Source organism: Sphaerotilus uruguayifluvii (genome assembly GCF_013294065.1).
GTDB classification, from domain to species: domain Bacteria; phylum Pseudomonadota; class Gammaproteobacteria; order Burkholderiales; family Burkholderiaceae_C; genus Sphaerotilus; species Sphaerotilus uruguayifluvii.
The window spans coordinates 1-25059 of the sequence record NZ_JABSNM010000032.1 but is presented as its reverse complement, the minus strand read 5'-3'; the positions used below and the strand labels follow the sequence as shown (position 1 = coordinate 25059).

Genomic DNA, 25059 nt, shown 5'->3' with positions numbered 1-25059 from the left:
ATGTGCCTGGCCCTGCCCGCCCGCGTGGCGGAACTGCTTCCCGACCTGATGGCGATCGTCGACCTCGGCGGCGTGCGCAAGGAAATCTCGCTGGCGCTGACGCCCGAGGCGCGCGTCGGCGACTACGTGATCGTGCATGTCGGCCATGCCATCGGCCGGCTCGACACCGAGGAGGCCGAGCGCACGCTGGCGCTCTTCGCCGAGATGGCTGCCCTGGACCCTGCCCCGACCCCTGCCGAGGAGACGCCGCGATGAAATACGTCGACGAGTTCCGCGACGGCGAGCTGGCGCGCCAGCTCGCCGCGAAGATCCGCGCCGAGGCGCGCGCCGACCGGACCTACAGCTTCATGGAGTTCTGCGGCGGCCACACCCACGCGCTGTCGCGCTACGGCGTGCCGGCGCTGCTGCCCGACAACGTGCAGATGGTGCACGGCCCCGGCTGCCCGGTCTGCGTGCTGCCGATCGGCCGCATCGACCAGGCCATCGGCCTGGCGCTGCAGCATGGCGCCATCGTCTGCACCTACGGCGACACGATGCGCGTGCCGGCCTCCGGCCAGCTGTCGATGCAGCGCGCCAAGGCCCGCGGCGCCGACATCCGCATGGTCTATTCGCCCGCCGACGCGCTGAAGATCGCCCGCGCGAACCCGGACCGCGAGGTGGTCTTCTTCGCCATCGGCTTCGAGACGACGACGCCGCCGACCGCGCTGGTGCTCAAGCAGGCCGCGGCCGAGAACCTCGCCAACTTCAGCGTGCTGTGCTGCCATGTGCTCACGCCCAGCGCGATCACGCACATCCTGGAGTCGCCCGAGGTCAAGCAGTGGGGCACGGTGCCGCTCGACGGCTTCGTCGGCCCCGCGCATGTCAGCATCCTGATCGGCTCGGCGCCCTACGAGGGCTTCGCCCGCGACTACCGCAAGCCGGTGGTGATCGCCGGCTTCGAGCCGCTGGACGTGATGCAGGCCATCCTGATGCTGATCCGCCAGGTCAACGACGGCCGCCACGAGGTCGAGAACGAGTTCACCCGCGCCGTCACCCGCGAGGGCAACGCCGCGGCGCAGGCGCTGGTGGCCGAGGTCTTCGAGCTGCGCGAGAACTTCGAGTGGCGCGGCCTGGGCGAGGTCGAATTCAGCGCGCTGCGCATCCGCGCGCCCTACGCGCGCTGGGACGCCGAGCGGCGCTTCGACCTGCGCTACCAGCCGGTGCCCGATCACAAGCAGTGCGACTGCGGCGCGATCCTGCGCGGCGTCAAGCGCCCGGCCGACTGCAGGCTCTTCGCCACCGTCTGCACGCCCGAGAACCCGATGGGCTCGTGCATGGTCTCCAGCGAGGGCGCCTGCGCGGCGCACTACAGCTACGGCCGCTGGAAGGACATCGCGATCACCGCCGCCTGAGCGCCCTTGCCCATCGTCCACGCCCCTTCCGTCATTCCCGCGAAGGCGGGAACCCACCCCCGGCACCCACCATGGCCCTCCGCAAAGACTACACCCGCCCGCTCGACCTGAAGCACGGCCGGGTCGACATGAACCACGGCGCCGGCGGCCGCGCCAGCGCGCAGCTGATCGAGGAGCTGTTCGCGCGCGCCTTCGACAATCCCGCGCTGCGCGAGGGCAACGACGGCGCGGTGCTGCCCGCGCCGCCCGCCGGCCACCGCCTGGTGCTGGCCACCGACGCGCACGTGATCTCGCCGCTGTTCTTTCCCGGCGGCGACATCGGCGCATTGAGCGTGCACGGCACCGTCAACGACGTGGCGATGATGGGCGCGCAGCCGCTCTACCTGTCGGCCAGCTTCATCCTGGAGGAGGGCCTGCCGCTGGCGGACCTCAAGCGCATCGTCGACTCGATGGCCGCGGCCGCGCGCGAGGCCGGCGTGGCCATCGTCACCGGCGACACCAAGGTGGTCGAGCAGGGCCACGGCGACGGCGTCTTCATCAGCACCACCGGCGCGGGCTGGCTGCCGCCGGGCCGGCGCCTGGGCGGCGACCTGGCGCGGCCGGGCGACGTGGTGCTGGTGTCGGGCCCGATCGGCGACCACGGCGTGGCGGTGCTGTCGCAGCGCGAGTCGCTGGAGTTCGAGACCGCGATCGTCTCCGACAGCGCCGCGCTCAACGGCCTGACCGCGGCGATGCTGGCGGCCGTGCCGGAGGGCAGCGTGCGCGTGCTGCGCGACCCGACGCGCGGCGGACTGGCGACGACGCTCAACGAGATCACCCGCCAGTCGGGCACCGGCATCACGCTCGACGAGGCAAAGATTCCGGTGCGGGCGCAGGTCGAGGCGGCCTGCGAGCTGCTCGGGCTCGACCCGCTCTATGTCGCCTGCGAGGGCCGGCTGGTGGCGATCTGCGCGCCCGACACGGCTGAGGCGCTGCTGGCGGCGATGCACGCGCATCCGCTCGGGCAGCAGGCCGCGCGCATCGGCATCGTCACCGACGACCCGCACCGCTTCGTGCAGATGGAGACGCGCTTCGGCGGCCGGCGCGTCGTCGACTGGCTCAGCGGGGAGCAATTGCCGCGGATATGCTGAGGGCTGCACCCATCCCCTGGAACGCCCTTCGATGTCCTCTGCCCCGACCGCGACCTCCGGCGGCGTCTGCTGCGCCGTCTGCGGCCACCGCTTCGCGCGCCGCGACACCGTCGCCGCGCCTCTGCTGCGCGAAAGCCTCGCCGCCGAGATCCACCGCGATCACCCGGACTGGAACGAGCGCTCGCGCATCTGCCACGCCGACCTCGCCCGCTACCGCTCGCGCCACATCCAGACCCTTCTGGTGGCCGAAAAGGGCGAGCTCAGCGAGCTCGACAGCGCGGTGCTCGACAGCCTGCGCACCCACCAGACGCTGGCCAGCGACGTCGAGAGCGACTACGCGGAGCAGCGCAGCCTGGGCGAGCGGCTGGCCGACCGGATCGCCGACTTCGGCGGCAGCTGGGCCTTCCTGATCAGCTTCTCGGTCTTCATCGCGGTCTGGATCGCCGTGAACTCGCTGGTGATGTTCTGGCGCCCGGTCGACCCCTATCCCTTCATCCTGCTGAACCTGCTGCTGTCGTGCCTGGCGGCGGTGCAGGCGCCGATCATCATGATGAGCCAGAACCGCCAGGAGGCGAAGGACCGGCTGCGCGCCCGCAACGACTACCAGATCAACCTGAAGGCCGAGCTTGAGATCCGCCACCTCCACGAGAAGGTGGACCACCTGCTGTCGCACCAGTGGGAGCGCATGATCGAGATCCAGGAGATGCAGATCGACCTGCTCGACGAGCTGCGCCGGCGCCACTGAACCTCACGGCCCGGCGAAGTTGGCCGTGATCGAGGTCGCCGCATCGATCGTCAGCCGGCAAGGCGCGGTCCCGGTGCAGGCGCCGCCCCAGCCGACGAAGCGCTGGCCGCGCGCCGGCGAGGCCGTCAGCGTCACCTTGCTGCCGGCCTCGCGCAGGAAGCTGCAGCCCTCGACGCAGGACACGCCCGAGGGGGCGCCGCCGATCTTGCCGGGCAGACCGGCCTGGCGCACGCTCACCAGGAACTTGCGCGGCACGAACTGCGCCTTGACGCCCAGCGCCTCGCTCATCGTGACGCTGCAGCTGGCGGTGCTGCCCGAGCAGGCGCCCGACCAGCCGGCGAAGTCCGACTGCGCATCGGCCACGGCCGTCAGCGTGACGCGGGTGCCGGCGGTGTAGCGCGCGGTGCAGCTGCTGCCGCAGTCGAGCCCGCCGCTGGCGGCGCGGACCGTGCCCTGGCCCTTGCCGGTGCGGGCCACCTCCAGCGCATGCACCGGCAGATCGAAGACCGCGCCGACGCTGGCTGCCGCCTCCGGCGCGATCACGCAGCTCGTGCGGGCGCCGCTGCAGGCGCCGCTCCAGCCGACGAAGCGCGATCCGGCCGCCGCCTGCGCCACCAGCGCGACCTTGCTGCCGGCGCCGACGCTCGCCGCGCAGGCGCTGCCGCAGTTCAGGCCGACCGCCGCGGCCGTGACCGCGCCGCTGCCCGTGCCCGAGCGGGTGACCGTCACCCGCACCGGCACCTGCACCGCGAAGGTGGCCGCGATCGTGGCGCCGGCCACGCCGATGCCGCTCATCGAGGCGCCGGTCGTGCTGCCGTCGTAGCGCGCCGAGGACGGCGTCGTCGTCGGCCCGAACTGCGTCGAGGCGGTGTACAGATCGGTGGCGCTGCTGCCCTGGCCCTTCGAGACCTGCTCGAGCCCGTCGGCCTCGACCAGCGCCAGCAGCTTGTGCGCGGTCGTCGAGTTGTCGAACCGGTAGCCCCAGCCGCCGCTGTCCAGCCGCGCGTCCACATGCCACAGCGAGATGCCGGTGCCCATGTAGCCGGCATCGTTGCCGGCGCCGAGCCGGCGGTAGTGGGCGATGAAGTATTCCGAGAAGGCCTGGCCGGCCGCGGCCCCGGGCATGAAGAGCACCGCGTCGGGCGAGGTGCCCGAGGGCCGCAGCGTGACGGCCTGCGCGCCCGAGGTCACCACCTTCGGCGTCAGCCAGCCCAGCACGAACTTCGAGAACGCGCTGTGGTCGCCGCTGTTGTTGTGCATCATGTCCCAGCCGACCCCGCCCTTCGGGCCGACCGCGTCGTTGTAGTCGTAGTAGTCGGGCAGGCCGAGCGCGTGGCCGGTCTCGTGGATGTCGACGCGCGGCTCGTAGAGCGGGTCGCGGTTGTAGTTGCCGCCCGCCCAGGACCAGACGATCTTGCGCAGCCCCTTGCCGTCCCACTGGCGGCTGCTGCCGTACCAGGTCTGATAGGCCCACCAGAACGAGGCCCAGCTGCCGGCGGGACCGGCCCACTTGACGAACAGCGTGTCGATGCTGCCGTCGCCGTCGTGGTCGTACTGCGCCAGCCCGTGCCCGGTCGCCTTCAGCGCCTCCAGCGCCTCGTCGACCAGCGCCCGCATGCCGTCGCCGCTGCCCATCGACTGGTAGTGGGCGCGGCTGTAGCGGGCCCGGTACCAGGGCGTGACATGCCCGCGGATGTCGAGCTGGCCGTAGGAGGCGCGCCGATAGTAGGCGCGCAGGCTCTCGTAGGGGTAGCCGGCGACCTTCTCGCCGCCCAGGCCGAACATGCGCTCGGCGATCAGCTCCGGCGTGTTGACGGCCTCGTGCGGCTGATCGGGAAAGTCGACCAGCAGCACCAGCACCTTCGGCGTCCCGGTGGCCGGCAGCCCGCCGCGCCAGGCCGGCGGCGGCGTGTCCGCACCGACCGTGCCGAGCGCGCGTCCGAGGCGGTAGGACAGCGACGCGATCGAGCCCGGATCGAGCTTGTGGTTGCCGGTCGCGTGCGCAGCCTCGGCCTGCGCCGCCAGCTCGCCGCTGGCCTGCAGGCGCTGGCGCTCGATCTCGTCGGGCGGCATCAGCGCCTGCGCCGGCCGCAGCCCCAGCAGCGCCGGCAGCAGCGCGAGCATCCGCAGGGCCCGGCCCAGCGTCGCGGTCATCGTCGGTGTCATCGGCATCTCCCTGTTGAACGCCCCTGCCGATGTCGACGCGGCCGACCGGCGCCTTGACGCGGCAATGCCGGTTCCGGCGGTACCAGCGCAGAAATCGCCCCGGGAGCCGGATCAATTCGACTCATGGCCCGCCTCGACGCACCGATATGGTTCCCCGGCAGCGCGACGGGAGCCCTCGCCCCGGAACGCGCCGCTTCCCGGACCTCGAGGACGCCATGAACGATTTCAAGACCCCACGCACCCCGACCCGCCTCGCCCGGCGGCCGCTGACCCTGGGCACCACGCTGATCGCCGCGGCCGTGCTGGCCGCCTGCGGCGGCGGCGGTGGCAGCGACGGCGGCACAGGCGGCGGCACCGCGACGACCAGCGCGGTGGCGCTGTCGGGCATCGCCTCCAAGGGCCTGATGGCCAACGCCGACGTGAAGGTGCATCCGGTGGCGGCCGACGGCTCGGTCGACCTGACGACCACGCTGGCCGCGACCACCACCGACGCCGAGGGCCGCTACAGCCTGAGCTTCGACGCCACCGTCTCGCGGCCCTACGTGGTGCGCGTCTCGGCCAAGGCCGACGGCAGCACCACCCACCTCGACGAGGTCACCGGCACCGCGCAGCCGCTGCCGGCCGGCTTCTCGATGCGCTCGGTCATCACGCCGTCGCAGGCCGGCACGGTCACCACCAGCGCCAGCATCACGCCGTTCAGCGAGATGGTGGTCGCCGCGGCCGAGCGCGCCGGCGGCGGCATCAGCGCCAGCAACACCGCGCAGGCCGTCTCGACCGTCACCCAGCTGCTCGGCTTCGACCCGACCGCGGTCAGCGCCCGCCCGGTCGGCTCGGCCGAGAGCGAGGACGAGAAGAAGATGGCCGTCATGCTCGCGGCGGTGTCGCAGATGGCCTCCGGCGGCCAGCTCGGCTGCAGCGGCGACGATGCCGGCGCGCGCACCCGCTGCGTCGTCGAGGCGCTGTCGGCCTCGTCCAGCACCTCGTCGCTGAAGCTGGCCACCGGCAGCGGCGGCACGACCGTCGACGTCTCGGGCGCGCTGAACACCGCGCTGGGCACGGTGCTGACCACGCCGAAGCTCAGCGGCAGCGTTCCCGGCAGCCTGCTCGCCGGCGTGGTCGCCAACCTCGGCTGCAAGGACAGCGGCTGCACGCCGGCGACCGCCTCGGGCGGCAGCGGCTCCGGCGGCACGACCGACTCCACCGCCACCGCGATCGCCGCGGCCAGGCTGCTGTTCAACGAGATCCGCAGCGACTGGGGCGCGATGTTCAGCCGCGGCGGGGCCTCCTCGCTGGCCGGCGGTGCGGCCAACGTGCAGGCCTGGCGCTTCCGCAGCGCGATGGAAGGCGTCGAGGTGCCGGTCGACATGCTGGTCAAGGACGCCGGCACGATGCTCATGGGCGTCGACCTCTACAACGACCTGATGGCCGGCCGCTCGGCGCAGACCACCCGCAGCCGCGGCGGCGACAGCCAGGGCGGCCAGATCGCCGGCGCCTGCGGCCTGTTCACCGCCACCGACCTGAGCACCCGCGCCACCGGCTCGGCCGACGCCCGGGTCATCGGCTGCCGCGCGGTCTACCGCAGCTCGCGCAGCTTCACGCAGAACGCGATCGTGACCACCGAGTGGGTGCACGGCTTCACGCTGGAGCCGCAGGCCGACGGCAGCTTCGCCTACAGCAGCCGCGCCCGCCAGCGCATCAGCAGCTGCAACTACGCCGGCACCAGCTGCACCGTGACCGCCAACACCGTGCTGCAGCCGGCGCTCGAGGCATCCACCGGCCGGCTCGTTCCGACGCTCGATGCGCTGGGCGCGATCCGCGGCTTCACGCTCGCCGGCGACCTGCCCGGCGGCTTCGCCAAGGGCTCGAACACGTTCGGCAGCCACCATCACGCGATCGCGCTGAGCGGCAGCATCGCCACCGCCGCCGACGGCCTGTCGGCCAGCAGCCAGAGCGACACCTACGCGGTCAGCGGCACGCTGAAGGCCTACTCGGACGCCAGCACCGAGATCGGCACGCTGACGCTGCGCCGCGGCCAGCTCGCGCTGTCGACGCTGACGGCCGGCGGCTCGCCGGTGGGCACGCTGGCCGACCTGGACCTGCTGTGGACGACGCCGGGCGCCGAGTTCGAGGGCACGCTCAGGCTCAAGGACGTGGTGCTGACCCGCTCGGGAGAATCGTGGGTGCCGACCTTCGGCCAGCTCAGCGGCGCGCTGCGCACCACCAGCGACGGGGTGAGCACTGAGTTCCTGAAGGGCACGCTGGAGGCGCGCATCAGCGGCGCGGGCAGCTACGACGAGCGCGAGGCCGACAGCGCCAGCAACCGCTTCGGCGTCGACCTGACGCTGACCGGCACCGTCACCGCGCCGCAGCGTCCGGTGCTCGAGTTCACGCTCGGCACGACGATGCACAGCGACCAGGACAAGCCCGACGCGGTCAGCTTCCAGTACCGCACGCTGGTGGGCGGCGCGCCGCGCATGGTGGTCTCCGGCACCGCGACGCCCGGCAGCGACGGCAGCGGCGCGCGCTTCATGCTGCGCGAGGCCACCAGCAGGCTCTCGCTGGGCTGGACCGGCCAGCCGAGCTCGGCCGAGCTGAAGTCGGGCGACACGCTGATCGGCCGCATCGACGCCGCCACCCGGATGCTGACCTTCACCGACGGCAGCTTCGTCTCGCTGGACATCGGCCTGTGAGCCGGATGCCGCCGCGCCTGGCCGCGCTGCTGCTGGCGGCCGCCGCGGCGGCCCACGCGCAGCCGGCCGCGCCGGGCTGGCGGCTCTCGCTGGCCTCGGACCGGCATGTCGACGCGCTGGCGCTGGGCCGGCTCGGCGACGACGAGGCCGCCCGCGCGCTCGATCCGCGCGCCGGGCGCAATCTGGGCTATCTGTTCGACGAGCTGCGGCTCGAGCGCCGCGGCGACGACGGCGCGCGCATCGCGCTGCTGGCGCGCCAGCGCGCGATCGCCATCGCCAGCGAGGGCGCGCTCGATCTGGCGCGCCAGGTCGAGACCGGCGGCACGCCCGGACGCGACCGCGACTGGCGCGTCGACCTGGACCATCTCGGCTTCGCCGGCGCCGGCCTGGAGCTGGGCACGCGCGATCTGGTGCCGGCCCCGGGCGTGACGCTGGCGCTGTCGGCGCAGGCGCTGGCGCTGCAGCGGGTCGGCGCGCGCCAGATCGACGGCCGCGCCGGCTGGCGCCAGGCCGAGGGCCGCTACCAGGCCGAGCTGCGCTCCCTCGAGATCGACGACCGGCTCGACTTCCCGTTCCGCCAGCCGATGGCCGCACGCGGCTGGGCGCTGCTGCTGGGCGGGCGGCTGGCGCTGCGCGACGGCGCCTGGGACGGCGAGCTGCGCTGGCAGGACGCGGGCTGGCTGCGCTGGCGCGGTCTGCCGCAGCAGCAGGCGCAGCTCTCGACCGACCAGGCCGGACTGGACGCCGACGGCTTCGTCAGCTACCGGCCGCTGGTCGAAGGCCGCAACCGCCAGCCCTCCTGGCGGCGCACGCTCGCGCCGGTCAGCACGCTGGAGATCGGCTGGCGCGGCGAGGGGCTCGGCCGGCTGCAGGCCGGCCTGGTCTGGCTGCCGGGCTGGGGCGCGCTGCCGCGCCTGGGCTGGCAGGGCCGGGCCGGCGACTGGGGCCTGTCGGCGCAATGGCGCCTGCACGAGCGCCGCATCGGCTTCGGCGTCGAGCGCGGCGGCTGGTCGCTGCAGCTGGGCTGCGACCTGCGCGGCGGCGGGCACCGCTCGATGCAGCTGCAGATCGGGACCGACCTGCCCTCGCGCTGAGCCGGCCGGACCGGCACCGGGCGCGATCTGCCATGATCGCGGCCTTCTCCGCTGCCCGCTGCCCTTCATGTCCTGCATTGCCGTCATCGACTTCGAGACCACCGGTGGCTCGCCCGCGCTGGGCGACCGCGCCACCGAGGTCGCGATCGTCATCCTCGAGGACGGCCGGCCGGTCGAGCGCTTCCAGAGCCTGATGAACGCCGGCCGGCGCATTCCCGGCTTCATCTCGCAGCTGACCGGCATCACCAACGCGATGATCGCGGACGCCCCGCCCGCCGCCGAGGTGATGCGCCAGGCCGCGCGCTTCGTCGGCGAGCTGCCGATGGCCGCGCACAACGCCGCCTTCGACCGCCGCTTCTGGCAGGCCGAGCTGGCGCTGGCCGGGCTGGCGGCGCCGCACGACTTCATCTGCACCGTGATGCTGTCGCGCCGGCTCTATCCGGACGCGCCCAGCCACCGCCTGGGCGAGCTGGCCGACTACCACGGCCTGCCCGCCACCGGCCAGGCGCACCGGGCGCTGGCCGACGCCGAGATGGCCGCGCACCTGCTCGGGCGCATGCAGGCCGACCTGCGCGGCACGGACGGGCGCGGCCGCTGCGACCCCGACTGGCTGATGCGGGTGCAGTCGCTGCCGAAGCAGCGGGTCGCGCAGCTGCTGGCCACCGGGCGCTGAATGCCGCGGCGCCCTTGCGTGCGCACGCTGCTGGCCGGTGCGCTGCTGGCGCTGATGCTGGGCCTGGCGGCCGGCCTGGCGCTGTGCCCGGGCTCCGGCACCTGTCGCACCCTCGCGCCGGACCGCGCCGGACTGGCGCTGTTCCACGCGCTGCGCTCGGACTCCGCCGACCGGCTGGCCGCCACGCTGACCTGGGCCGGCTCGCTGGCGCTGCTGCTGCCGGCGGCGCTGGCGCGGGCGGCCTGGCTGCGCCGCAGGCAGCGGCCCTGGCACGAAGCGGCCTTCGTGCCGGCGGCGCTGCTGGGCACGACGCTGCTGGTTCACGCGGTCAAGCTGGGGGTGATGCGCCCGCGTCCGGACCTCTTCCCCACGGGGCTGCCGCTGCCGCCCGACGCCAGCTTCCCGAGCGCGCACACCGCGCAGGCGCTGGCGCTCGTGCTGGCGCTGTGGCTGCAGCCCGGCCGGCCGCGCCCGGCCGCCCGCTGGCTGGCCGCGGGCCTGATGCTGGCCGGCGCGGTCGCGGCGACGCGGCTGCAGCTGCAGGTGCACTGGCCGACCGACCTGATCGGCGGCGCGCTGATGGCCGCGGTCTGGGTGCTGGCGCTGGCCCGAGCGACAGGCGGGGCCTCGCGCATCTGCGGATGCGGGCGCTACCCGGGCACGACACAATCGGACCCGCCATGAACGCCCCCGATTCCCTGCCCTTCGACGACGCCGATCCCGACGAGGCCGACCTGCCGCTGGTGCTGCTGGTCGACGACGAGGTGCGCTCGCAGGACGCGATGCGCCGCACGCTCGACGAGGACTTCCGCATCCTGTGCGCCAGCTCGGCCGAGGAGGCGCGCGCGCTGCTCGAGCGCCACGAGGCGGCGGTCATCCTGTGCGACCAGCGCATGCCCGGGCTGACCGGCGTGGAGTTCCTGCGCGAGGTGCGCGAGCGCTGGCCGGAGACGGTGCGCATCGTCATTTCCGGCTACACCGACAGCGAGGACATCATCCGCGGCATCAACGAGGCCGGGATCTACCAGTACATCCTCAAGCCCTGGGTGCCCGACCACCTGCTGCAGACGGTGCGCCAGGCGGTGGAGGCGCGCACGCTGCAGCGCGGCGTCAGCCGGCTCGAGCTCGACCTGCGCGCCGGCACCACCGCGCTGCGCACCCGCCGCGGCGACCGGCTGGCGCAGGCGCGCGCCACCTTCGGCTTCGAGCGCATCGAGCGCACGCCGGGCAGCCCGCTCGACGCGGTCTGCGCGATGGCCGCGCGGGTGGCGCGCTTCGACCTGCCGGTGCTGGTGCTGGGCGAGTCGGGCACCGGCAAGGAGCTGCTCGGCCGCGCGATCCACTACGCCAGCCCGCGCGCCGACGGCCCCTTCGTGCTGGAGAACTGCGCCGCCATTCCCGACACGCTGCTCGAGTCCGAGCTGTTCGGCCACAAGCGCGGCGCCTTCACCGGCGCCTTCGAGGACCATGTCGGCCTGTTCCAGCGCGCCCACGGCGGCACCGTCTTCCTCGACGAGATCGGCGAGACCTCGCCGGCCTTCCAGGTCAAGCTGCTGCGCGTGCTGCAGGAAGGCGAGCTGCGACCGGTGGGCTCGCCGCGGCCGGTGCCGGTGGACGTGCGCGTGATCGCCGCGACGCACCGCCGGCTCGACGACGAGGTGCGCGCCGGGCGCTTCCGCGAGGACCTCTACTACCGCCTGGCCGGCATGACGCTGCAGATGCCGGCGCTGCGCGAGCGGGCCGGCGACATCGCGCCGCTGGCGCGCCGGCTCGTCGGCGAGGTCGGCGCCGAACTCGGCCTGCCCGAGGTCGGCATCGGGCCGGAGGCGATCGCGGTGCTGATGGCCTACCCCTGGCCGGGCAACATCCGCGAGCTGCGCAACGAGATCGCCCGCGCGATCGTGCTGGGCGACGGCCGCCGGATCGCGCCGCACGACTTCTCCGCCACCGTGCTGCACGGCCAGACCGGCCGCCATGCGCCGGCCGGCGCGCCCGGCCTGAACCTGCCCGGCCTGCCGCAGAGCGGCACGCTGCAGGAGCGCCTGGACGCGATCGAGGCGATGGTGCTGCGCGAGACGCTGCTGCGCCACCGCTGGAACAAGACCCGCGCGGCCGCCGAGCTGGGCCTGTCGCGCGTCGGGCTGCGCGCCAAGCTGCGACGCTTCCAGCTCGAGGATGCGCCCGCATCGGCCGGGGACCTGCCATGAACCTGCTGTGGCTGCAGTCGGGCGGCTGCGGCGGCTGCTCGATGTCGCTGCTGTGCGCCGACACCGCCGACTTCGCCGGCCAGCTCGAGGGCGCGGGCATCCGGCTGCTCTGGCATCCTTCGCTGTCGCTGGCCAGCGGGGCGGACATGGTCGCGCTGCTCGACAACCTGCTGGCCGGCCGGATCGCGCTGGACGCGCTGTGCGTCGAGGGCGCGCTGCTGCGCGGGCCGAACGGCAGCGGGCGCTTCCACGTGCTGGCCGGCACCGGCGTGCCGATGATCGACTGGGTGCGGCGGCTGGCCGGCGTGGCGCGCCATGTGGTGGCCGTCGGCGCCTGCGCGGCCTGGGGCGGCGTGACCGCGGCCGGCAGCAACCCGACCGAGGCCACCGGTCTGCAGCACGACGACGCGCGCCCGGGCGGCCTGCTCGGGCCCGACTTCCGCAGCCGCTCCGGCCTGCCGGTGGTCAACATCGCCGGCTGCCCGACGCATCCGGGCTGGGTGCTGGAGACGCTGATGGCGCTGGCGGCCGACCTGCTCGGCCCCGGCGACCTCGACGCGCTCGGCCGGCCGCGCTTCTATGCCGACCAGCTGGTGCACCACGGCTGCACCCGCAACGAGTTCTACGAGTTCAAGGCCAGCGCCGAGAAGCCCTCCGACCTCGGCTGCATGATGGAGCACATGGGCTGCAAGGGCACGCAGGCGCATGCCGACTGCAACACCCGGCTGTGGAACGGCGAAGGCAGCTGCACCCGCGGCGGCCACGCCTGCATTTCCTGCACCGAGCCCGGCTTCCAGGACCCCGGCCATGCCTTCGCCGAGACGCCCAAGATCGCCGGCATCCCGGTGGGCCTGCCCACCGACATGCCCAAGGCCTGGTTCGTCGCGCTGGCCTCGCTGTCGAAGAGCGCCACCCCGCGCCGGGTGCGCGAGAACGCCACCGCCGACCACCGGGTCGTGGCGCCGCAGATCCGGAAGACCGGGCGGAGATAGGCACCTCCGGCTTGGCGCCTGCCGCCGCCCCGGTTAAACTGCGCGCCGCCAGGAGAGAGCCGCGCCCCCGAGCGCGGCCGCCGAAGGCGCAGAGGCGGGACTGAAACCCCGATCTCGAACGCTCAGGCAGAAGGACTGGCAAGCGGCCGCGCGCGACCCGAAGAACGCGCGGCCGACACCTCACTGGAGAGAGACCGCGGGCAGCGCCAGCAGGCGAGGCGACGCGGTCCACCGAAGGGGCAAGCGCCACGCGATCCGCCTGGATCGTGCAGCGTCAATCTCTCAGGTAAAGCGGACAGCGAGGGCAGCACCATCGATCGACGATGGACCGATCCGTTCAAGATCGATGACCCGATTGCCCTCGACCTCGACGAAAGCGAGCCGCCCGATGTCCGACGCTCCCGCCGCCTCCGCCCCGCTGCTGCAGACCCCGCTGCACGCGCTGCACCTCGAACTCGGCGCCCGCATGGTGCCCTTCGCCGGCTACGCGATGCCGGTGCAGTATCCGGCCGGCATCATCGCCGAGCACCGCCAGTGCCGCGAGGCCGCCGCCCTCTTCGACGTCTCGCACATGGGCCAGGTGCGCCTGGTGGGCGACGACGCCGCGGCGGCGCTGGAGACGCTGGTGCCGCAGGACATCGCCGGCCTGGGCCTGCTCAAGCAGCGCTACGCCTTCTTCACCAACGACGCCGGCGGCCTGCGCGACGACCTGATGGTCACCCGCCGCGAGGACGACCTGTTCCTGGTGGTCAACGCCGGCTGCAAGGACGCCGACATCGCCCATCTGCAGGCGCAGATCGGCACGCGCTGCCAGGTGATCCCCGAGCCCGAGCGCGTGCTGCTGGCGCTGCAGGGCCCGAAGGCGGTGGACGCGCTCGCGCGCCTGGACGCCGGCGTGGCCGCGCTCACCTTCATGACCGGCGGCCACTTCCGCCTGGCCGGCGCCGACTGCTTCGTCACCCGCTCGGGCTACACCGGCGAGGACGGCTACGAGATCTCGGTGCCCGCCGCGCAGGCGGTGGAACTCGCGCGCGCGCTGCTGGCCCAGCCCGAGGTCGCGCCCGCGGGCCTGGGCGCCCGCGACACGCTGCGCCTGGAAGCCGGCCTGTGCCTCTACGGCCACGACATCGACACGGCGACCACGCCGGTCGAGGCCGGTCTGGTCTGGGCGATCCAGAAGCTGCGCCGCCCGGGCGGCGAGCGCGCCGGCGGCTACCCCGGCGCCGAGGTGATCGGCGCGCAGCTGACCGGCGGCGCCTCGCGCCGTCGCGTCGGCCTGGCGGGCCTGGAGCGGCTGCCGGTGCGCGAGGGCGCGCCGCTGCTCGACGCCGAGGGCAGCCGCGTCGGCCAGGTCACCAGCGGCACGGTCGGCCCGAGCGTCGGCCAGCCGATCGCGATGGGCTACGTCGAGACCGCGCTGGCGGCGGTCGGCACCGCGCTGTTCGCCGAGGTGCGCGGCAAGCGCGTGCCGATGCAGGTCACCGCGATGCCCTTCGCGCCTCACCGATACTTCCGCGGCTGAAGCACGCGTCGGCCGCCGCGGCGGCCGTCCTCAGCCCGTCATTTCACCGATCGAACGAACCATCCGCATCCTGCGGGATGCGCTCCAGGAGCCCCTCATGAGCATCAAGTACACCCCGGACCACGAGTGGATCGACGCCACCGACACCGCCGCCGCGATCGTCGGCATCACCGTCCACGCGCAGGACGCGCTCGGTGACGTGGTGTTCGTCGACCTGCCGGCCGTCGGCGCCACCTTCGCCAAGGGCGACATCGCCGGCGTGGTCGAGTCGGTCAAGGCCGCGGCGGACGTCTACGCCCCGCTGTCGGGCGAGATCGTCGAGGTCAACGAGGCGCTGCGCGACGACCCGTCGCTGGCCAACACCGACCCGCTGAAGGCCGGCTGGTTCTTCAAGATCAAGGTGAGCGATGCGGCCGAGCTCGACGGCCTGATGGACGCCACCGCCTACGACGCCCTGACCCAGGGCTGATGCCGGCGGCGCGGGAGCCTGGTGCGATCCGCATGAACCGCACGCCATGCGCTCCCGCCGCCCCGCCCCCTTCTCCTCCCGCCTGACCGCCCTGCGGCCGGCCTGCCCGCAGGCCCGGCCCGGGCCGCGCCTTTGCCCGACGACGACGCCACCGCCATGACGACTCCCGCCCTGCCCCGCCTGAGCGACCTCGAGAACCCGCGCGAGTTCACCGCGCGCCACATCGGCCCGGACGCGGCCGACGAAGCCCGCATGCTGGCGTCGATCGGTCCGGCCAGCCGCCGTGCGCTGATCGACGCGATCGTGCCGCCCTCGATCGCGCGGCCCGCGCCGATGGACCTGCCCGCGCCGCTGACCGAGGCCGAGGCGCTGACTGAACTGAAGGCGCTGGCGGGCAGGAACCGCGTGCTGACCTCGCACCTGGGCTGCGGCTACTTCGGCACGCACACGCCGGGCGTCATCCTGCGCAACATCCTCGAGAACCCGGCCTGGTACACCGCCTACACGCCCTACCAGGCCGAGATCAGCCAGGGCCGCATGGAAGCGCTGGTGAACTTCCAGACGATGATCACCGACCTGACCGGCATGGCGATCGCCAACGCGTCGATGCTCGACGAGGCCACCGCCGCGGCCGAGGCGATGACGCTGGCCGCGCGGGTGGGCAAGTCGAAGTCGACCCGCTTCGTCGTCGCGCATGACGTGCTGCCGCAGTCGCTGGAAGTCATCCGCACCCGCGCCAGGCCGCTGGGCATCACCGTCGACCCGGTGCACGCGACCGAGATCGCCGCGTCGCTGGCCGAGGCGCCGGCCTTCGCGGTGCTGCTGCAGTACCCGGGCGTGAACGGCCAGGTGCGCGACCTGCGCCCGATCATCGACGCCGCCCACGCCGCAGGCGCGCTGGCCATCGTCGCCGCCGATCTGCTGGCGCTGACGCTGCTGACGCCGCCGGCCGAGCTGGGCGCCGACATCGCGCTGGGCACGACGCAGCGCTTCGGCATGCCGATGGGCGCCGGCGGCCCGCACGCGGCCTACATGGCAACGAAGGACGAGTTCAAGCGCTCGCTGCCCGGCCGTCTGGTGGGCGTGAGCATCGACAGCCACGGCGCACCCGCCTACCGCCTGTCGCTGCAGACCCGCGAGCAGCACATCCGCCGCGAGAAGGCCACCTCGAACATCTGCACCGCGCAGGTCCTGCCGGCGGTGGTCGCCAGCATGTACGCGGTCTACCACGGCCCGGCGGGCCTGACCCGCATCGCGCAGCGCGTCGCCCGCCTGACCGCCATCCTGGCCGAGGGCCTGAAGGCGCTGGGCTGGACGCTGCTGCACGACAGCGCCTTCGACACGCTGCAGGTCGCCGTGGGCGATCGCCGCGACGCGCTGATGGCCGCGGCGGTGGCCGCGGGCCGCAACCTGCGCGCCGCCAGCGCCGACACGCTGGCCATCTCGCTCGACGAGACCTCGACCCGCGCCGACGTCGAGGCGCTGTGGTCGGTCTTCGCCGACGGCCAGCCGCTGCCGAGCCTGGCCGCCCTGGCCGACACGGTCGCGCCGATGATCCCGGCCGCGCTGGTGCGCAGCTCCGCCTTCCTGACGCACCCGGTCTTCAACACGCACCACAGCGAGACCGAGATGCTGCGCTACATCCGCGCGCTCTCGGACAAGGACCTGGCGCTGGACCGCAGCATGATCCCGCTGGGCTCGTGCACGATGAAGCTCAACGCGACCTCCGAGATGATCCCGATCACCTGGCCGGAATTCGCCCAGGTGCACCCGTTCGCGCCGGCCGAGCAGCTCGCCGGCTACGCCGAGCTGAACGCGCAGCTCACCGGCTGGCTGGCCCAGGCCACCGGCTACAAGGGCATCAGCCTGCAGCCCAACGCCGGCTCGCAGGGCGAGTACGCCGGCCTGCTGGCGATCCAGGGCTGGCACGCCTCGCGCGGCGAGGGCCACCGCAACATCTGCCTGATCCCGGAGAGCGCGCACGGCACCAACCCGGCCTCGGCGCAGATGGTGGGCCTGCAGGTGGTGGTGGTGAAGTGCGACGCCAACGGCAGCGTCGACCTCGACGACCTGCGCGCCAAGTGCGAGAAGCACGCGGCGAACCTGGCGGCGATCATGATCACCTACCCGTCGACCTACGGCGTGTTCGAGCCGCGGGTGCGCGAGCTGTGCCAGCTGGTGCATGACTTCGGCGGCCGCGTCTATGTCGACGGCGCCAACATGAACGCGCTGGTCGGCCTGGCCGCGCCGGGCGAGTTCGGCGGCGACGTCAGCCACCTGAACCTGCACAAGACCTTCTGCATCCCGCACGGCGGCGGCGGCCCCGGCGTCGGCCCGGTCTGCGTCGTCGAGGACCTGGTGCCCTTCCTGCCCGGTCACGCGACCGCCGGCGAGGCGCGCGAGGGCGGCGTGGGCGCGGTGTCGGCCGCGCCGCTGGGCAACGCGGCGGTGCTGCCGATCTCGTGGATGTACATCCGCATGATGGGCGCCGAGGGCCTGAAGGCCGCCACCGAGACCGCGATCCTGAACGCCAACTACGTGGCCGCCCGTCTGGCCGACCACTACGACATCCACTTCAGCGGCGGCATCGACGGCATCCAGGGCGGCGGCGTGGCGCACGAGTGCATCCTGGACCTGCGCCCTCTGAAGGACTCGTCGGGCATCAGCGCCGAGGATGTCGCCAAGCGCCTGATCGACTACGGCTTCCACGCGCCGACGCTGTCCTTCCCGGTCGCCGGCACGCTGATGGTGGAGCCCACCGAGAGCGAGCCGCTGGCCGAGCTGGACCGCTTCTGCGACGCGATGATCGCGATCCGCGCCGAGATCGCGCAGGTCGAGTCCGGCGCCTGGCCGCGCGAGGACAATCCGCTGAAGAACGCGCCGCACACCGCCGCCAGCCTGCTGTCGGGCGAGTGGACGCACGGCTACAGCCGCGAGACGGCCGCCTACCCGGTGGCCAGCCTGCGCCGCGCGAAGTACTGGAGCCCGGTGGGCCGCGTCGACAATGTGCACGGCGACCGCAACCTGTTCTGCTCCTGCGTGCCGATGAGCGCGTTCGAGTCGAACTGAACCTGCCCTGACGAGACCTGACGATGACGCCTTCCGACCCCGCCCTGCCCCAGCAGCACTTCGCCAGCGACAACTACGCCGGCATGTGCCCGAACGCCGCGCGCTGGTTCATGGAGGCGCAGACCAGCGGCCACGAGCCGGCCTACGGCGAGGACCGCTGGACGCAGCAGGTCTCGGAAGGACTGCGCGAGCTCTTCCAGACCGACTGCGACGTCTATTTCGTCTTCAACGGCACGGCGGCCAACTCGCTGGCGCTGGCCTCGCTGTGCCAGAGCTACCACTCGGTGATCTGCAGCCCGGTGGCGCACATCGAGACCGACGAGTGCGGCGGGCCGGAGTTCTTCTCCAACGGCTCGAAGCTGCTGGTGGGCGAGTCCGAGAGCGCCTCGGCGCGGCTCGGCAAGCTCACGCCGGACGCGGTGGAGTCGCTGGTCACCAAGCGCCACGACATCCACTACCCGAAGCCGAAGGTGGTGAGCCTGACCCAGGCCACCGAGCTGGGCACGGTCTACAGCGTCGAGGAGGTGCGCGCGATCGCCGCGATCGCCAAGCGCCGCCACCTCAAGGTGCACATGGACGGCGCGCGCTTCGCCAACGCGGTGGCCACGCTGGGCTGCCACCCGAGCGACATCACCTGGCGCGCCGGCGTCGACGTGCTCTGCTTCGGCGGCACGAAGAACGGCCTGCCGGTCGGCGAGGCCGTCGTGTTCTTCGACCGGGCGCTGTCCGAGGACTTCGCCTGGCGGGTCAAGCAGGCCGGCCAGCTGGCGTCGAAGATGCGCTTCATCTCGGCACCGTGGCTGGGGCTGCTGGAGAACGACACCTGGCTGGCCAACGCGCGCCACGCCAACGCGATGGCGGCACGGCTGCACGCGGCCCTCCGCGAGGTGCCCGGCGTCGAGCTGCTGCACGCGCCGCAGGCCAACGCGGTCTTCGCGCGGCTGCCGCAGCCGGCGGTGAACGCGCTGCATGCCAAGGGCTGGCGCTTCTACCAGTTCATCGCGGGCGGGGGCTGCCGCTTCATGTGCAGCTGGGACACCCGGCCGGAGTCGGTCGACGCCTTCGCCTCCGACATCCGCCAGGCCTGCGGCCGCTGAGCGGCTGGCGTACAGTCGGCGCCATGAACATCCGACTGATCCAGATCCTGCCCGAGTCCGGCGAGCCCCCGAAGCAGCTGATGATCCTGCTGCACGGCGTCGGCGCCAGCGCGCAGGATCTCGTGCCGCTGGCGCATGCGCTGCGCGAGTCCTTTCCCGCCGCGGCCTTCGTGCTGCCCGACGGCGTCGAGCCCTTCGACGCCAATCCGGCGCTGGCCGGGCGCCAGTGGTTCTCGATCCAGGGCGTGACCGAAGAAGACCGCCCGGCGCGGGTGCGCGCGGCGCTGCCGGCCTTCGTCGAGCTGGTCCGCGCCTGCCAGCGCCACTTCGGCATCGGCGAGGCCGCCACCGCGCTGATCGGCTTCTCGCAGGGCTCGATCATGGCGCTGGAGGCCTGCGCGGCGGTGCCCGGCCTGGCCGGGCGCGTGCTGGCCTTCTCGGGCCGCTACGCGCGTCTGCCCGAGGCCATCTCGCCGCTGACCAGCTACCACTTCCTGCACGGCAGCGATGACGCGGTGATCGCCGCGTCGAACTCTCGCGCCGCCTTCGAGCATCTCTCCGGCCTGGAGGGCGGCGACGCCACGCTCGACATCGCCGATGGCGTCGGCCACGAGGTGCACGAGGCGCTGGTCGACCGGGCGCTGTTCCGGCTGACGCACCATGTGCCGGTCCGGATCTGGAAGGAAGCCATGGGCGCCGGCGCCCCCTCGCCCTCCGGGGACAACTGAGGACGATTCGGTCCCGAATTCGGCCGATCGGGCATCGCGCCGGCGGGTCACAGTGCGGGGGCACGAATGCGCCCTCCCACCCGACCCGACATGCCCATGCAGCCTGAGCACGAAGACGCCGCACCGACCGCGCCCCCGGTCCCCGATCGTGCGGATGACGCCCCCGTCAGCGACGGCCCGCGCCTGATGGTCGCCGAGGTCGTTCCGGTCTGGAAGCGTCATGTCGACGCCTCGCGCGTCGCGGTCGAGGACGGCGTCTGCCGGCTGCTGGAGACCTTCTCCCAGCTGTGCGACGGCGTCACCGAGGTCAGCCGACAGGCCGACGAGACGGTCGCGCCGCTGGTCTCGCGCCACTGGGTCCAGCGCCGCGACGAGATCCTCGGCGAGCTGGTCGACCAGGTCGATCTCGCCAGCCAGCGCCGCGAGCAGCTGCTCGCCCAGCTCTCCGACGGCCTGCTGCAGATCGAGGATGTCGAGCGCTCGCTGCGCGAGGCCAGCGTGCTGGCCGGCGCCGATCCCGCGCTGGCCGGCGGACTGCAGCGCCTCGACGGCACCCGCCAGACGCTGGCGCAGCTGGCCCGGCAGGTCGCCGCCGAGCTGCGCGTCGATCACGCGCAGCAGGACCAGGCACGCAGCCGCGCCGCGCAGGCCCTCGATCGCCTGCTCGCCGACACCGCCCCCGGCCATGCCACCGCGATGGCCGACACCATCCGCGGCATGAGCGCACGCATCGAGCAGGACCTCGAGCAGGTGCTCGTCGGCCTGCAGTTCCAGGACCGCATGAGCCAGATGCTGCACGGCGTGGCCGCCGACATGCAGCGCTTCATCGAGTGGATGGCCAGCAACGAGCACGCCACCCATGCCGACGCGATGCGCTGGCTGGCCCAGCTCGAGCACTCCTACACGATGCGCGAGCAGCAGCTGCTGCATGACGGCAGCGGCGTCGCGGGCACGCCGCCCGCCCCCTCCGGCATCGAGTTCTTCTGATCCCCTGATGCATTTCCGGCACGACACCCCTGAACAACAGCCCCCGACCGAGGTGATTTCATGAGCAAGACCATTCTGGTCGTCGACGATTCGAGCAGTTTCCGGACCGTGGTGAAGCTGGCCTTGCAGAAGGCCGGCTACGTAGTCGTCGAGGCCGTCGACGGCGAGGACGCCAAGGGCAAGCTCGAGGCGCACAAGCCCAACCTGATCGTCTGCGACGTCAACATGCCGCGCCTGGACGGGCTGAGCTTCGCGCGCTTCGTCAAGGCCGGGCCGTTCAAGTTCACGCCGATCATCATGCTGACGACCGAGTCGCAGGACACCAAGAAGGCCGAGGGCAAGGCTGCCGGCGTGCGCGCCTGGATCACCAAGCCCTTCCAGCCCTCGCAGCTGGTCGACGCGGTCTCGCGTCTGTGCATGTGAGCGGCACCGCGGCGGCGATGACGATGAGCGACATTCCCTGCGCCGATGCGCCCGCCGAGACTCCGGTCGACGCGCTGGCCCTCGATGGCGAGCTGACGATCGTGCAGGCCGCCGCGGTGCGCGAGCGCCTGCTCGAATGGCTGCCGCAGACCGACGGCCGCCTCGACCTGTCGGGCGTGCACGCCTGCGACAGCGCCGGCATCCAGCTGCTGCTGGCACTCTCGCGCAGCCTGCGCGAATCGGGCCGCACCCTCCAGATCCTCCAGCCGTCGACCGCCGTGGTCGAGTCCCTGCAACGCTACGGTCTGGACGCGCTGCGGGCCTGACCTCCGGAGAAGTCAACCATGTTCCAGATCAAGAGCATCTACCAGGCCCAGCGCGAACAGGACGCGATCGAGCGTCATCTCGCCCGTGCCGTCCAGGCCGCCGCCCAGGGCGACTTCTCGCAGCGCATCGATGCCGCCGCGCTGCCCGCGCACCTGCACTCGACCGCGGCCGCGGTCAACCAGCTGATCGACACCGTCGCGCAGATGCGCATCGATCTGGCGCGCATGCAGTCCGAGCATGACAAGGGCGACATCGACGTCGTCATCGACCCCAGCCGCTACCGCGGCGAGCTGCGCCAGATGGCGCAGGGCATCAACGAGCTGGTAGGCGCGCACATCGCGGTCAAGAAGCTGGCGATGGGCGTGGTCCACGAGTTCGGCCAGGGCAACTTCGACGCCCCGATGCCGCAGCTGCCGGGCAAGAAGGCCTTCATCAACGACACGATCGAGCAGGTCCGGCGCAATCTCAAGGGCCTGATCACCCAGATGAACCACATGGCGGCCGAGCACGAGCGCGGCGACATCGACGTGGTGGTCGACGCACCCCGCTTCAACGGCGACTTCCGCACGATGGCCGAGGGCATCAATGCGATGGTCGGCGCGCACATCACGGTCAAGAAGCAGGCCATGGCCTGCATCCAGGCCTTCGGCGACGGCAACTTCGATGCGCCGATGGTGCAGCTGCCCGGCAAGAAGGCCTTCATCAACCGCACCATCGAGCAGGTGCGCAGCAACCTGAAGGCGCTGGTCGAGGACACCCGGACCCTGGCCGATGCCGCCTCCGAGGGTCGGCTCGACGTGCGGGCCGACGCCGCGCGCCATGCCGGCGACTTCCGCCGCATCATCGAGGGCATCAACAACACGATGGACTCGATCGTCGAGCCGATCCAGGAGGTCCAGCAGGTCATGGCCAGCATGGAGGCCGGCGACATGACCCGGCCGGTGCAGGGCCACTACGCCGGCTCCTTCGCCGAGCTGAAGGATGCGGTCAACAACACGATGACCAAGCTGTCGCGCACCATCAGCGACGTGATGGCGGCAGCCGACGCGCTGACCGCCGCGGCCAGCCAGGTCTCGAGCACCTCGCAGACGCTGTCGCAGTCGGCCTCGGAGCAGGCCGCCAGCGTCGAGGAGACCACCGCCTCGCTGCAGGAGATGGCGGCTTCGGTCAAGCAGAACTCGGAGAACGCCAACATCACCGACGGCATGGCCTCCAAGGCCGCAAGCGAGGCGGTGACGGGCGGCTCGGCGGTGACCCGCACCGTCGAGGCGATGAAGTCGATCGCCTCGAAGATCTCGATCATCGACGACATCGCCTATCAGACCAATCTGCTGGCGCTCAATGCTGCGATCGAGGCGGCACGCGCCGGCGAACATGGCAAGGGCTTCGCGGTGGTCGCCGCCGAGGTGCGCAAGCTCGCCGAGCGCAGCCAGGTCGCCGCGCAGGAGATCGGCCAGCTCGCCGGCTCGAGCGTGCAGATGGCCGAGCAGGCCGGCAATGTGCTCACGCAGATGGTGCCGACGATCAACCGGACCTCCGAGCTGGTGCAGGAGATCTCGGCCGCCTCGGGCGAACAGGCCGCGGGCGTCAACCAGATCACCACCGCGATGAGCCACCTCAACAGCGCGACGCAGCAGAACGCCTCGGCCTCCGAGGAGCTTTCGGCCACCGCCGAGGAACTCTCCGGCCAGGCCGCGCAGCTGCAGGAGATGATCGCCTTCTTCCGTCTGGCGCAGGACGACGGCGGCTTCGGCGCCGCCGCGCCGACCCGCACGGGTGCCGCACGGTCTTCGGGCGGCTTCGACGAAGGCAGCCGCCGCGCCCGTACCATGCCGGTGGGCAGCGGCTCGCGCGGCCGCGCGGCGATGGCGATCGAGGCCGGCTTCGGTCATTTCTGAACCCGGCCCGCACGCCCTGCCCGCCATGATCGCCTCATCGATCGCTTCCGCCTCCCGCGGTCACGGCCAGCCGGCCCGGGAGGACGACGGATCGCCGCTGCACCAGTTCCTGTGCTTCGCGCTCGGCCTGGAGCCCTGCGCGGTGCGCATCGACCTGGTGCGCGAGATCCTCGAGGTCGGCCACATGACGCCGCTGCCGCTGATGCCGGCCTTCGTTCGCGGCGTGATGAACCTGCGCGGCGTCGTCGTGCCGGTGATCGACCTCGGCGCCCGGCTCGGCCTGCCCGCCACCGTCATCGGCCGGCGCACCTGCATCGTCATCGTCGACGTCTGCCTGCCCGACGACGGCGGCACGCAGACGCTGGGCGTGCTGGTCGACGCGGTGCAGGAGGTCATCAACATCGCCGAACGCGACCTCGAGCCGGTGCCGCGGCTGGGCACGCGCATCGACGCGGCGCATCTGCGCAGCATGGTGCGCCACCGCCAGCAGGCCACGCCCGAGCTCGACCTGGCCGCGATCCTCGATCCGCAGCGCCTGGTCGGGCTGATCGGCGAGCATCGCCAGCATGCGCAGCCGCCTCACTGAAGCGGCGGTACACCACCGCGAACCCGTCTCCGGCTTCGTGCAGCCCCGCCACGGCCATGCGCTGAACCTGCTGGCCGGCCAGCTCTACTTCGGCACCCAGGCCGGCACGGTGCGCACGCTGCTGGGCTCGTGCGTCGCGCTGGTGCTGTGGCATCCGCAGCGGCGCATCGGCGCGATGTGCCACTACCTGCTGCCCGGCCGACAGCGCCGCGGCGGCCCGCCCGACGCCCGCTTCGGCGACGAGGCGATCGGCCTGCTGCTGCATGCCATCGAGCGCAGCGGCACCCGACCCGCCGACTTCCAGACCCATCTCTACGGCGGCGCCGACACCATGCCGGGCCGGGATGGCCCGAACTTCAACATCGGCGAGCGCAACATCGCCATCGGCTGCGAGCTGATCGACCGCCACGGCTTCGATCTGCAGGCGGTCGATGTCGGCGACTTCGTGCCGCGCACCGTGGTGCTGGACCTGCACGAGGGCCGCATCGAGGTACGCCGCGGCAGCTCGTCGCGGCAGACGATCCAGCGGATGCGACCGCGCTGAGCGCGACCGTTCCGTTCCCCCCCTGCACCCGGGCATGACCGGGCAGGTGTGCAGCAGGTCCGGCACGGCGCGCAATCTCGAAATGCGACCCCTGTCCCGGACCACTTCGGCCCTTCTCCGGTGGAATGACCGACCAGAATCGAAGGGGGAACGAGTCGAGGAGCCCTCCATGGAAACGTTTTACGAAGTGATGCGGCGGCAAGGCATCTCGCGCCGCAGCCTCCTCAAATACTGCTCGCTCACCGCGACCTCGCTGGGTCTCGGCCCGGCCTTCGTGCCGCAGATCGCGCACGCGATGGAGACCAAGCCGCGCACGCCGGT

At 72.6% G+C, this 25059-nt stretch carries 23 protein-coding genes and 2 riboswitches; of the genes, 22 read left to right on the top strand and 1 reads right to left on the bottom strand.

Annotation, left to right across the window (positions count from 1 at the left end; all coding sequences use genetic code 11):
• From HNQ01_RS21470 to HNQ01_RS21455, 4 genes are all read left to right on the top strand, one after another.
• Positions 1–255, top strand: a complete 255-nt coding sequence (locus HNQ01_RS21470; RefSeq protein ID WP_173807561.1) for a HypC/HybG/HupF family hydrogenase formation chaperone — start codon at positions 1–3, stop codon at positions 253–255.
• Positions 252–1391 carry a hydrogenase formation protein HypD gene (gene hypD, locus HNQ01_RS21465; RefSeq protein ID WP_173807560.1) on the top strand — a complete coding sequence of 380 codons (1140 nt, stop codon included), beginning with the start codon at positions 252–254 and terminating at the stop codon, positions 1389–1391. The genes HNQ01_RS21470 and hypD overlap by 4 nt, the downstream gene beginning before the upstream one ends.
• Positions 1392–1462: 71 nt before the next feature.
• Entirely contained in the window at positions 1463–2521 is a 1059-nt protein-coding gene (hypE, locus tag HNQ01_RS21460) for a hydrogenase expression/formation protein HypE (protein WP_173807559.1), read from the top strand.
• A gap of 31 nt (positions 2522–2552) precedes the next feature.
• Positions 2553–3266 carry a DUF1003 domain-containing protein gene (locus tag HNQ01_RS21455; protein WP_173807558.1) on the top strand — a complete coding sequence of 238 codons (714 nt, stop codon included), beginning with the start codon at positions 2553–2555 and terminating at the stop codon, positions 3264–3266.
• Between the two features lie 3 nt (positions 3267–3269).
• Here HNQ01_RS21455 and HNQ01_RS21450 read toward each other — a convergent pair whose 3' ends face one another.
• Entirely contained in the window at positions 3270–5432 is a 2163-nt protein-coding gene (locus HNQ01_RS21450; protein ID WP_173807557.1) for a M6 family metalloprotease domain-containing protein, read from the bottom strand.
• Between the two features lie 215 nt (positions 5433–5647).
• On the opposite strand from HNQ01_RS21450, the gene HNQ01_RS21445 reads away from it, so the two are divergent.
• The 18 genes from HNQ01_RS21445 to HNQ01_RS21360 form a co-directional block, all read left to right on the top strand.
• Positions 5648–8122 (top strand): hypothetical protein, encoded by a 2475-nt coding sequence (locus HNQ01_RS21445; protein WP_173807556.1) that lies wholly within the window; start codon positions 5648–5650, stop codon positions 8120–8122.
• A complete protein-coding gene (locus tag HNQ01_RS21440) occupies positions 8119–9216 on the top strand; it encodes a hypothetical protein (RefSeq protein WP_173807555.1) in 1098 nt (365 codons plus the stop codon). The genes HNQ01_RS21445 and HNQ01_RS21440 overlap by 4 nt, the downstream gene beginning before the upstream one ends.
• A gap of 67 nt (positions 9217–9283) precedes the next feature.
• Complete coding sequence (locus tag HNQ01_RS21435; protein WP_173807554.1) at positions 9284–9889, top strand: 3'-5' exonuclease; 606 nt, start codon at positions 9284–9286, stop codon at positions 9887–9889.
• A gap of 18 nt (positions 9890–9907) precedes the next feature.
• A complete protein-coding gene (locus tag HNQ01_RS21430) occupies positions 9908–10573 on the top strand; it encodes a phosphatase PAP2 family protein (protein ID WP_173807553.1) in 666 nt (221 codons plus the stop codon).
• The gene (locus tag HNQ01_RS21425) at positions 10570–12096 is read left to right on the top strand and encodes a sigma-54-dependent transcriptional regulator (protein WP_173807552.1); all 1527 of its coding nucleotides are present in this window, start codon (positions 10570–10572) and stop codon (positions 12094–12096) included. Before HNQ01_RS21430 ends, HNQ01_RS21425 begins: the two co-directional genes overlap by 4 nt.
• The gene (locus HNQ01_RS21420; RefSeq protein ID WP_173807551.1) at positions 12093–13088 is read left to right on the top strand and encodes an NADH-quinone oxidoreductase subunit B family protein; all 996 of its coding nucleotides are present in this window, start codon (positions 12093–12095) and stop codon (positions 13086–13088) included. Before HNQ01_RS21425 ends, HNQ01_RS21420 begins: the two co-directional genes overlap by 4 nt.
• A 48-nt stretch (positions 13089–13136) precedes the next feature.
• Positions 13137–13227: riboswitch (glycine riboswitch) on the top strand.
• Between the two features lie 34 nt (positions 13228–13261).
• Positions 13262–13397: riboswitch (glycine riboswitch) on the top strand.
• A 79-nt stretch (positions 13398–13476) separates the two neighbouring features.
• Complete coding sequence (gene gcvT, locus HNQ01_RS21415) at positions 13477–14610, top strand: glycine cleavage system aminomethyltransferase GcvT (RefSeq protein ID WP_173807550.1); 1134 nt, start codon at positions 13477–13479, stop codon at positions 14608–14610.
• Between the two features lie 97 nt (positions 14611–14707).
• The gene (gene gcvH / locus HNQ01_RS21410; RefSeq protein WP_173807549.1) at positions 14708–15079 is read left to right on the top strand and encodes a glycine cleavage system protein GcvH; all 372 of its coding nucleotides are present in this window, start codon (positions 14708–14710) and stop codon (positions 15077–15079) included.
• Between the two features lie 156 nt (positions 15080–15235).
• Positions 15236–18148: an aminomethyl-transferring glycine dehydrogenase gene (gene gcvP, locus HNQ01_RS21405; RefSeq protein ID WP_173807548.1), complete on the top strand. Its 2913-nt coding sequence runs from the start codon at positions 15236–15238 to the stop codon at positions 18146–18148.
• A 23-nt stretch (positions 18149–18171) separates the two neighbouring features.
• Positions 18172–19245, top strand: coding sequence for a threonine aldolase family protein (locus HNQ01_RS21400; protein ID WP_173807547.1), 1074 nt, complete (start codon positions 18172–18174; stop codon positions 19243–19245).
• Between the two features lie 23 nt (positions 19246–19268).
• Positions 19269–19973 (top strand): esterase, encoded by a 705-nt coding sequence (gene ypfH / locus HNQ01_RS21395; protein ID WP_173807546.1) that lies wholly within the window; start codon positions 19269–19271, stop codon positions 19971–19973.
• Positions 19974–20063: 90 nt separating this feature from the next.
• The gene (locus tag HNQ01_RS21390; protein ID WP_173807545.1) at positions 20064–20960 is read left to right on the top strand and encodes a hypothetical protein; all 897 of its coding nucleotides are present in this window, start codon (positions 20064–20066) and stop codon (positions 20958–20960) included.
• Positions 20961–21020: 60 nt separating this feature from the next.
• Positions 21021–21383, top strand: coding sequence for a response regulator (locus HNQ01_RS21385; RefSeq protein WP_173807544.1), 363 nt, complete (start codon positions 21021–21023; stop codon positions 21381–21383).
• A gap of 23 nt (positions 21384–21406) precedes the next feature.
• A complete protein-coding gene (locus HNQ01_RS21380) occupies positions 21407–21709 on the top strand; it encodes an STAS domain-containing protein (RefSeq protein ID WP_173807543.1) in 303 nt (100 codons plus the stop codon).
• A gap of 18 nt (positions 21710–21727) precedes the next feature.
• Positions 21728–23608, top strand: coding sequence for a methyl-accepting chemotaxis protein (locus HNQ01_RS21375; RefSeq protein WP_173807542.1), 1881 nt, complete (start codon positions 21728–21730; stop codon positions 23606–23608).
• Positions 23609–23633: 25 nt separating this feature from the next.
• Entirely contained in the window at positions 23634–24194 is a 561-nt protein-coding gene (locus HNQ01_RS21370; RefSeq protein ID WP_173807541.1) for a chemotaxis protein CheW, read from the top strand.
• The gene (locus HNQ01_RS21365) at positions 24175–24738 is read left to right on the top strand and encodes a chemotaxis protein CheD (RefSeq protein ID WP_173807540.1); all 564 of its coding nucleotides are present in this window, start codon (positions 24175–24177) and stop codon (positions 24736–24738) included. Before HNQ01_RS21370 ends, HNQ01_RS21365 begins: the two co-directional genes overlap by 20 nt.
• A 169-nt stretch (positions 24739–24907) precedes the next feature.
• The coding region (locus HNQ01_RS21360; RefSeq protein ID WP_173806537.1) for a twin-arginine translocation signal domain-containing protein at positions 24908–25059 on the top strand (152 nt) is incomplete at its 3' end.

What these genes read in the sequence shown, in the direction of transcription:
- HNQ01_RS21375 (WP_173807542.1), top strand. Translation starts at nt 21,728, where the DNA reads ATGTTCCAGATCAAGAGCATCTACCAGGCCCAGCGCGAACAGGACGCG.
- HNQ01_RS21385 (WP_173807544.1), top strand. Translation starts at nt 21,021, where the DNA reads ATGAGCAAGACCATTCTGGTCGTCGACGATTCGAGCAGTTTCCGGACC.
- ypfH (WP_173807546.1), top strand. Translation starts at nt 19,269, where the DNA reads ATGAACATCCGACTGATCCAGATCCTGCCCGAGTCCGGCGAGCCCCCG.
- HNQ01_RS21425 (WP_173807552.1), top strand. Translation starts at nt 10,570, where the DNA reads ATGAACGCCCCCGATTCCCTGCCCTTCGACGACGCCGATCCCGACGAG.
- HNQ01_RS21400 (WP_173807547.1), top strand. Translation starts at nt 18,172, where the DNA reads ATGACGCCTTCCGACCCCGCCCTGCCCCAGCAGCACTTCGCCAGCGAC.
- HNQ01_RS21450 (WP_173807557.1), bottom strand. Translation starts at nt 5,432, where the DNA reads ATGACACCGACGATGACCGCGACGCTGGGCCGGGCCCTGCGGATGCTC.
- HNQ01_RS21380 (WP_173807543.1), top strand. Translation starts at nt 21,407, where the DNA reads ATGAGCGACATTCCCTGCGCCGATGCGCCCGCCGAGACTCCGGTCGAC.
- HNQ01_RS21390 (WP_173807545.1), top strand. Translation starts at nt 20,064, where the DNA reads ATGCCCATGCAGCCTGAGCACGAAGACGCCGCACCGACCGCGCCCCCG.
- gcvP (WP_173807548.1), top strand. Translation starts at nt 15,236, where the DNA reads ATGACGACTCCCGCCCTGCCCCGCCTGAGCGACCTCGAGAACCCGCGC.
- HNQ01_RS21370 (WP_173807541.1), top strand. Translation starts at nt 23,634, where the DNA reads ATGATCGCCTCATCGATCGCTTCCGCCTCCCGCGGTCACGGCCAGCCG.
- HNQ01_RS21365 (WP_173807540.1), top strand. Translation starts at nt 24,175, where the DNA reads ATGCGCAGCCGCCTCACTGAAGCGGCGGTACACCACCGCGAACCCGTC.
- HNQ01_RS21455 (WP_173807558.1), top strand. Translation starts at nt 2,553, where the DNA reads ATGTCCTCTGCCCCGACCGCGACCTCCGGCGGCGTCTGCTGCGCCGTC.
- gcvH (WP_173807549.1), top strand. Translation starts at nt 14,708, where the DNA reads ATGAGCATCAAGTACACCCCGGACCACGAGTGGATCGACGCCACCGAC.
- HNQ01_RS21435 (WP_173807554.1), top strand. Translation starts at nt 9,284, where the DNA reads ATGTCCTGCATTGCCGTCATCGACTTCGAGACCACCGGTGGCTCGCCC.
- gcvT (WP_173807550.1), top strand. Translation starts at nt 13,477, where the DNA reads ATGTCCGACGCTCCCGCCGCCTCCGCCCCGCTGCTGCAGACCCCGCTG.
- HNQ01_RS21445 (WP_173807556.1), top strand. Translation starts at nt 5,648, where the DNA reads ATGAACGATTTCAAGACCCCACGCACCCCGACCCGCCTCGCCCGGCGG.
- hypE (WP_173807559.1), top strand. Translation starts at nt 1,463, where the DNA reads ATGGCCCTCCGCAAAGACTACACCCGCCCGCTCGACCTGAAGCACGGC.
- HNQ01_RS21420 (WP_173807551.1), top strand. Translation starts at nt 12,093, where the DNA reads ATGAACCTGCTGTGGCTGCAGTCGGGCGGCTGCGGCGGCTGCTCGATG.
- hypD (WP_173807560.1), top strand. Translation starts at nt 252, where the DNA reads ATGAAATACGTCGACGAGTTCCGCGACGGCGAGCTGGCGCGCCAGCTC.
- HNQ01_RS21470 (WP_173807561.1), top strand. Translation starts at nt 1, where the DNA reads ATGTGCCTGGCCCTGCCCGCCCGCGTGGCGGAACTGCTTCCCGACCTG.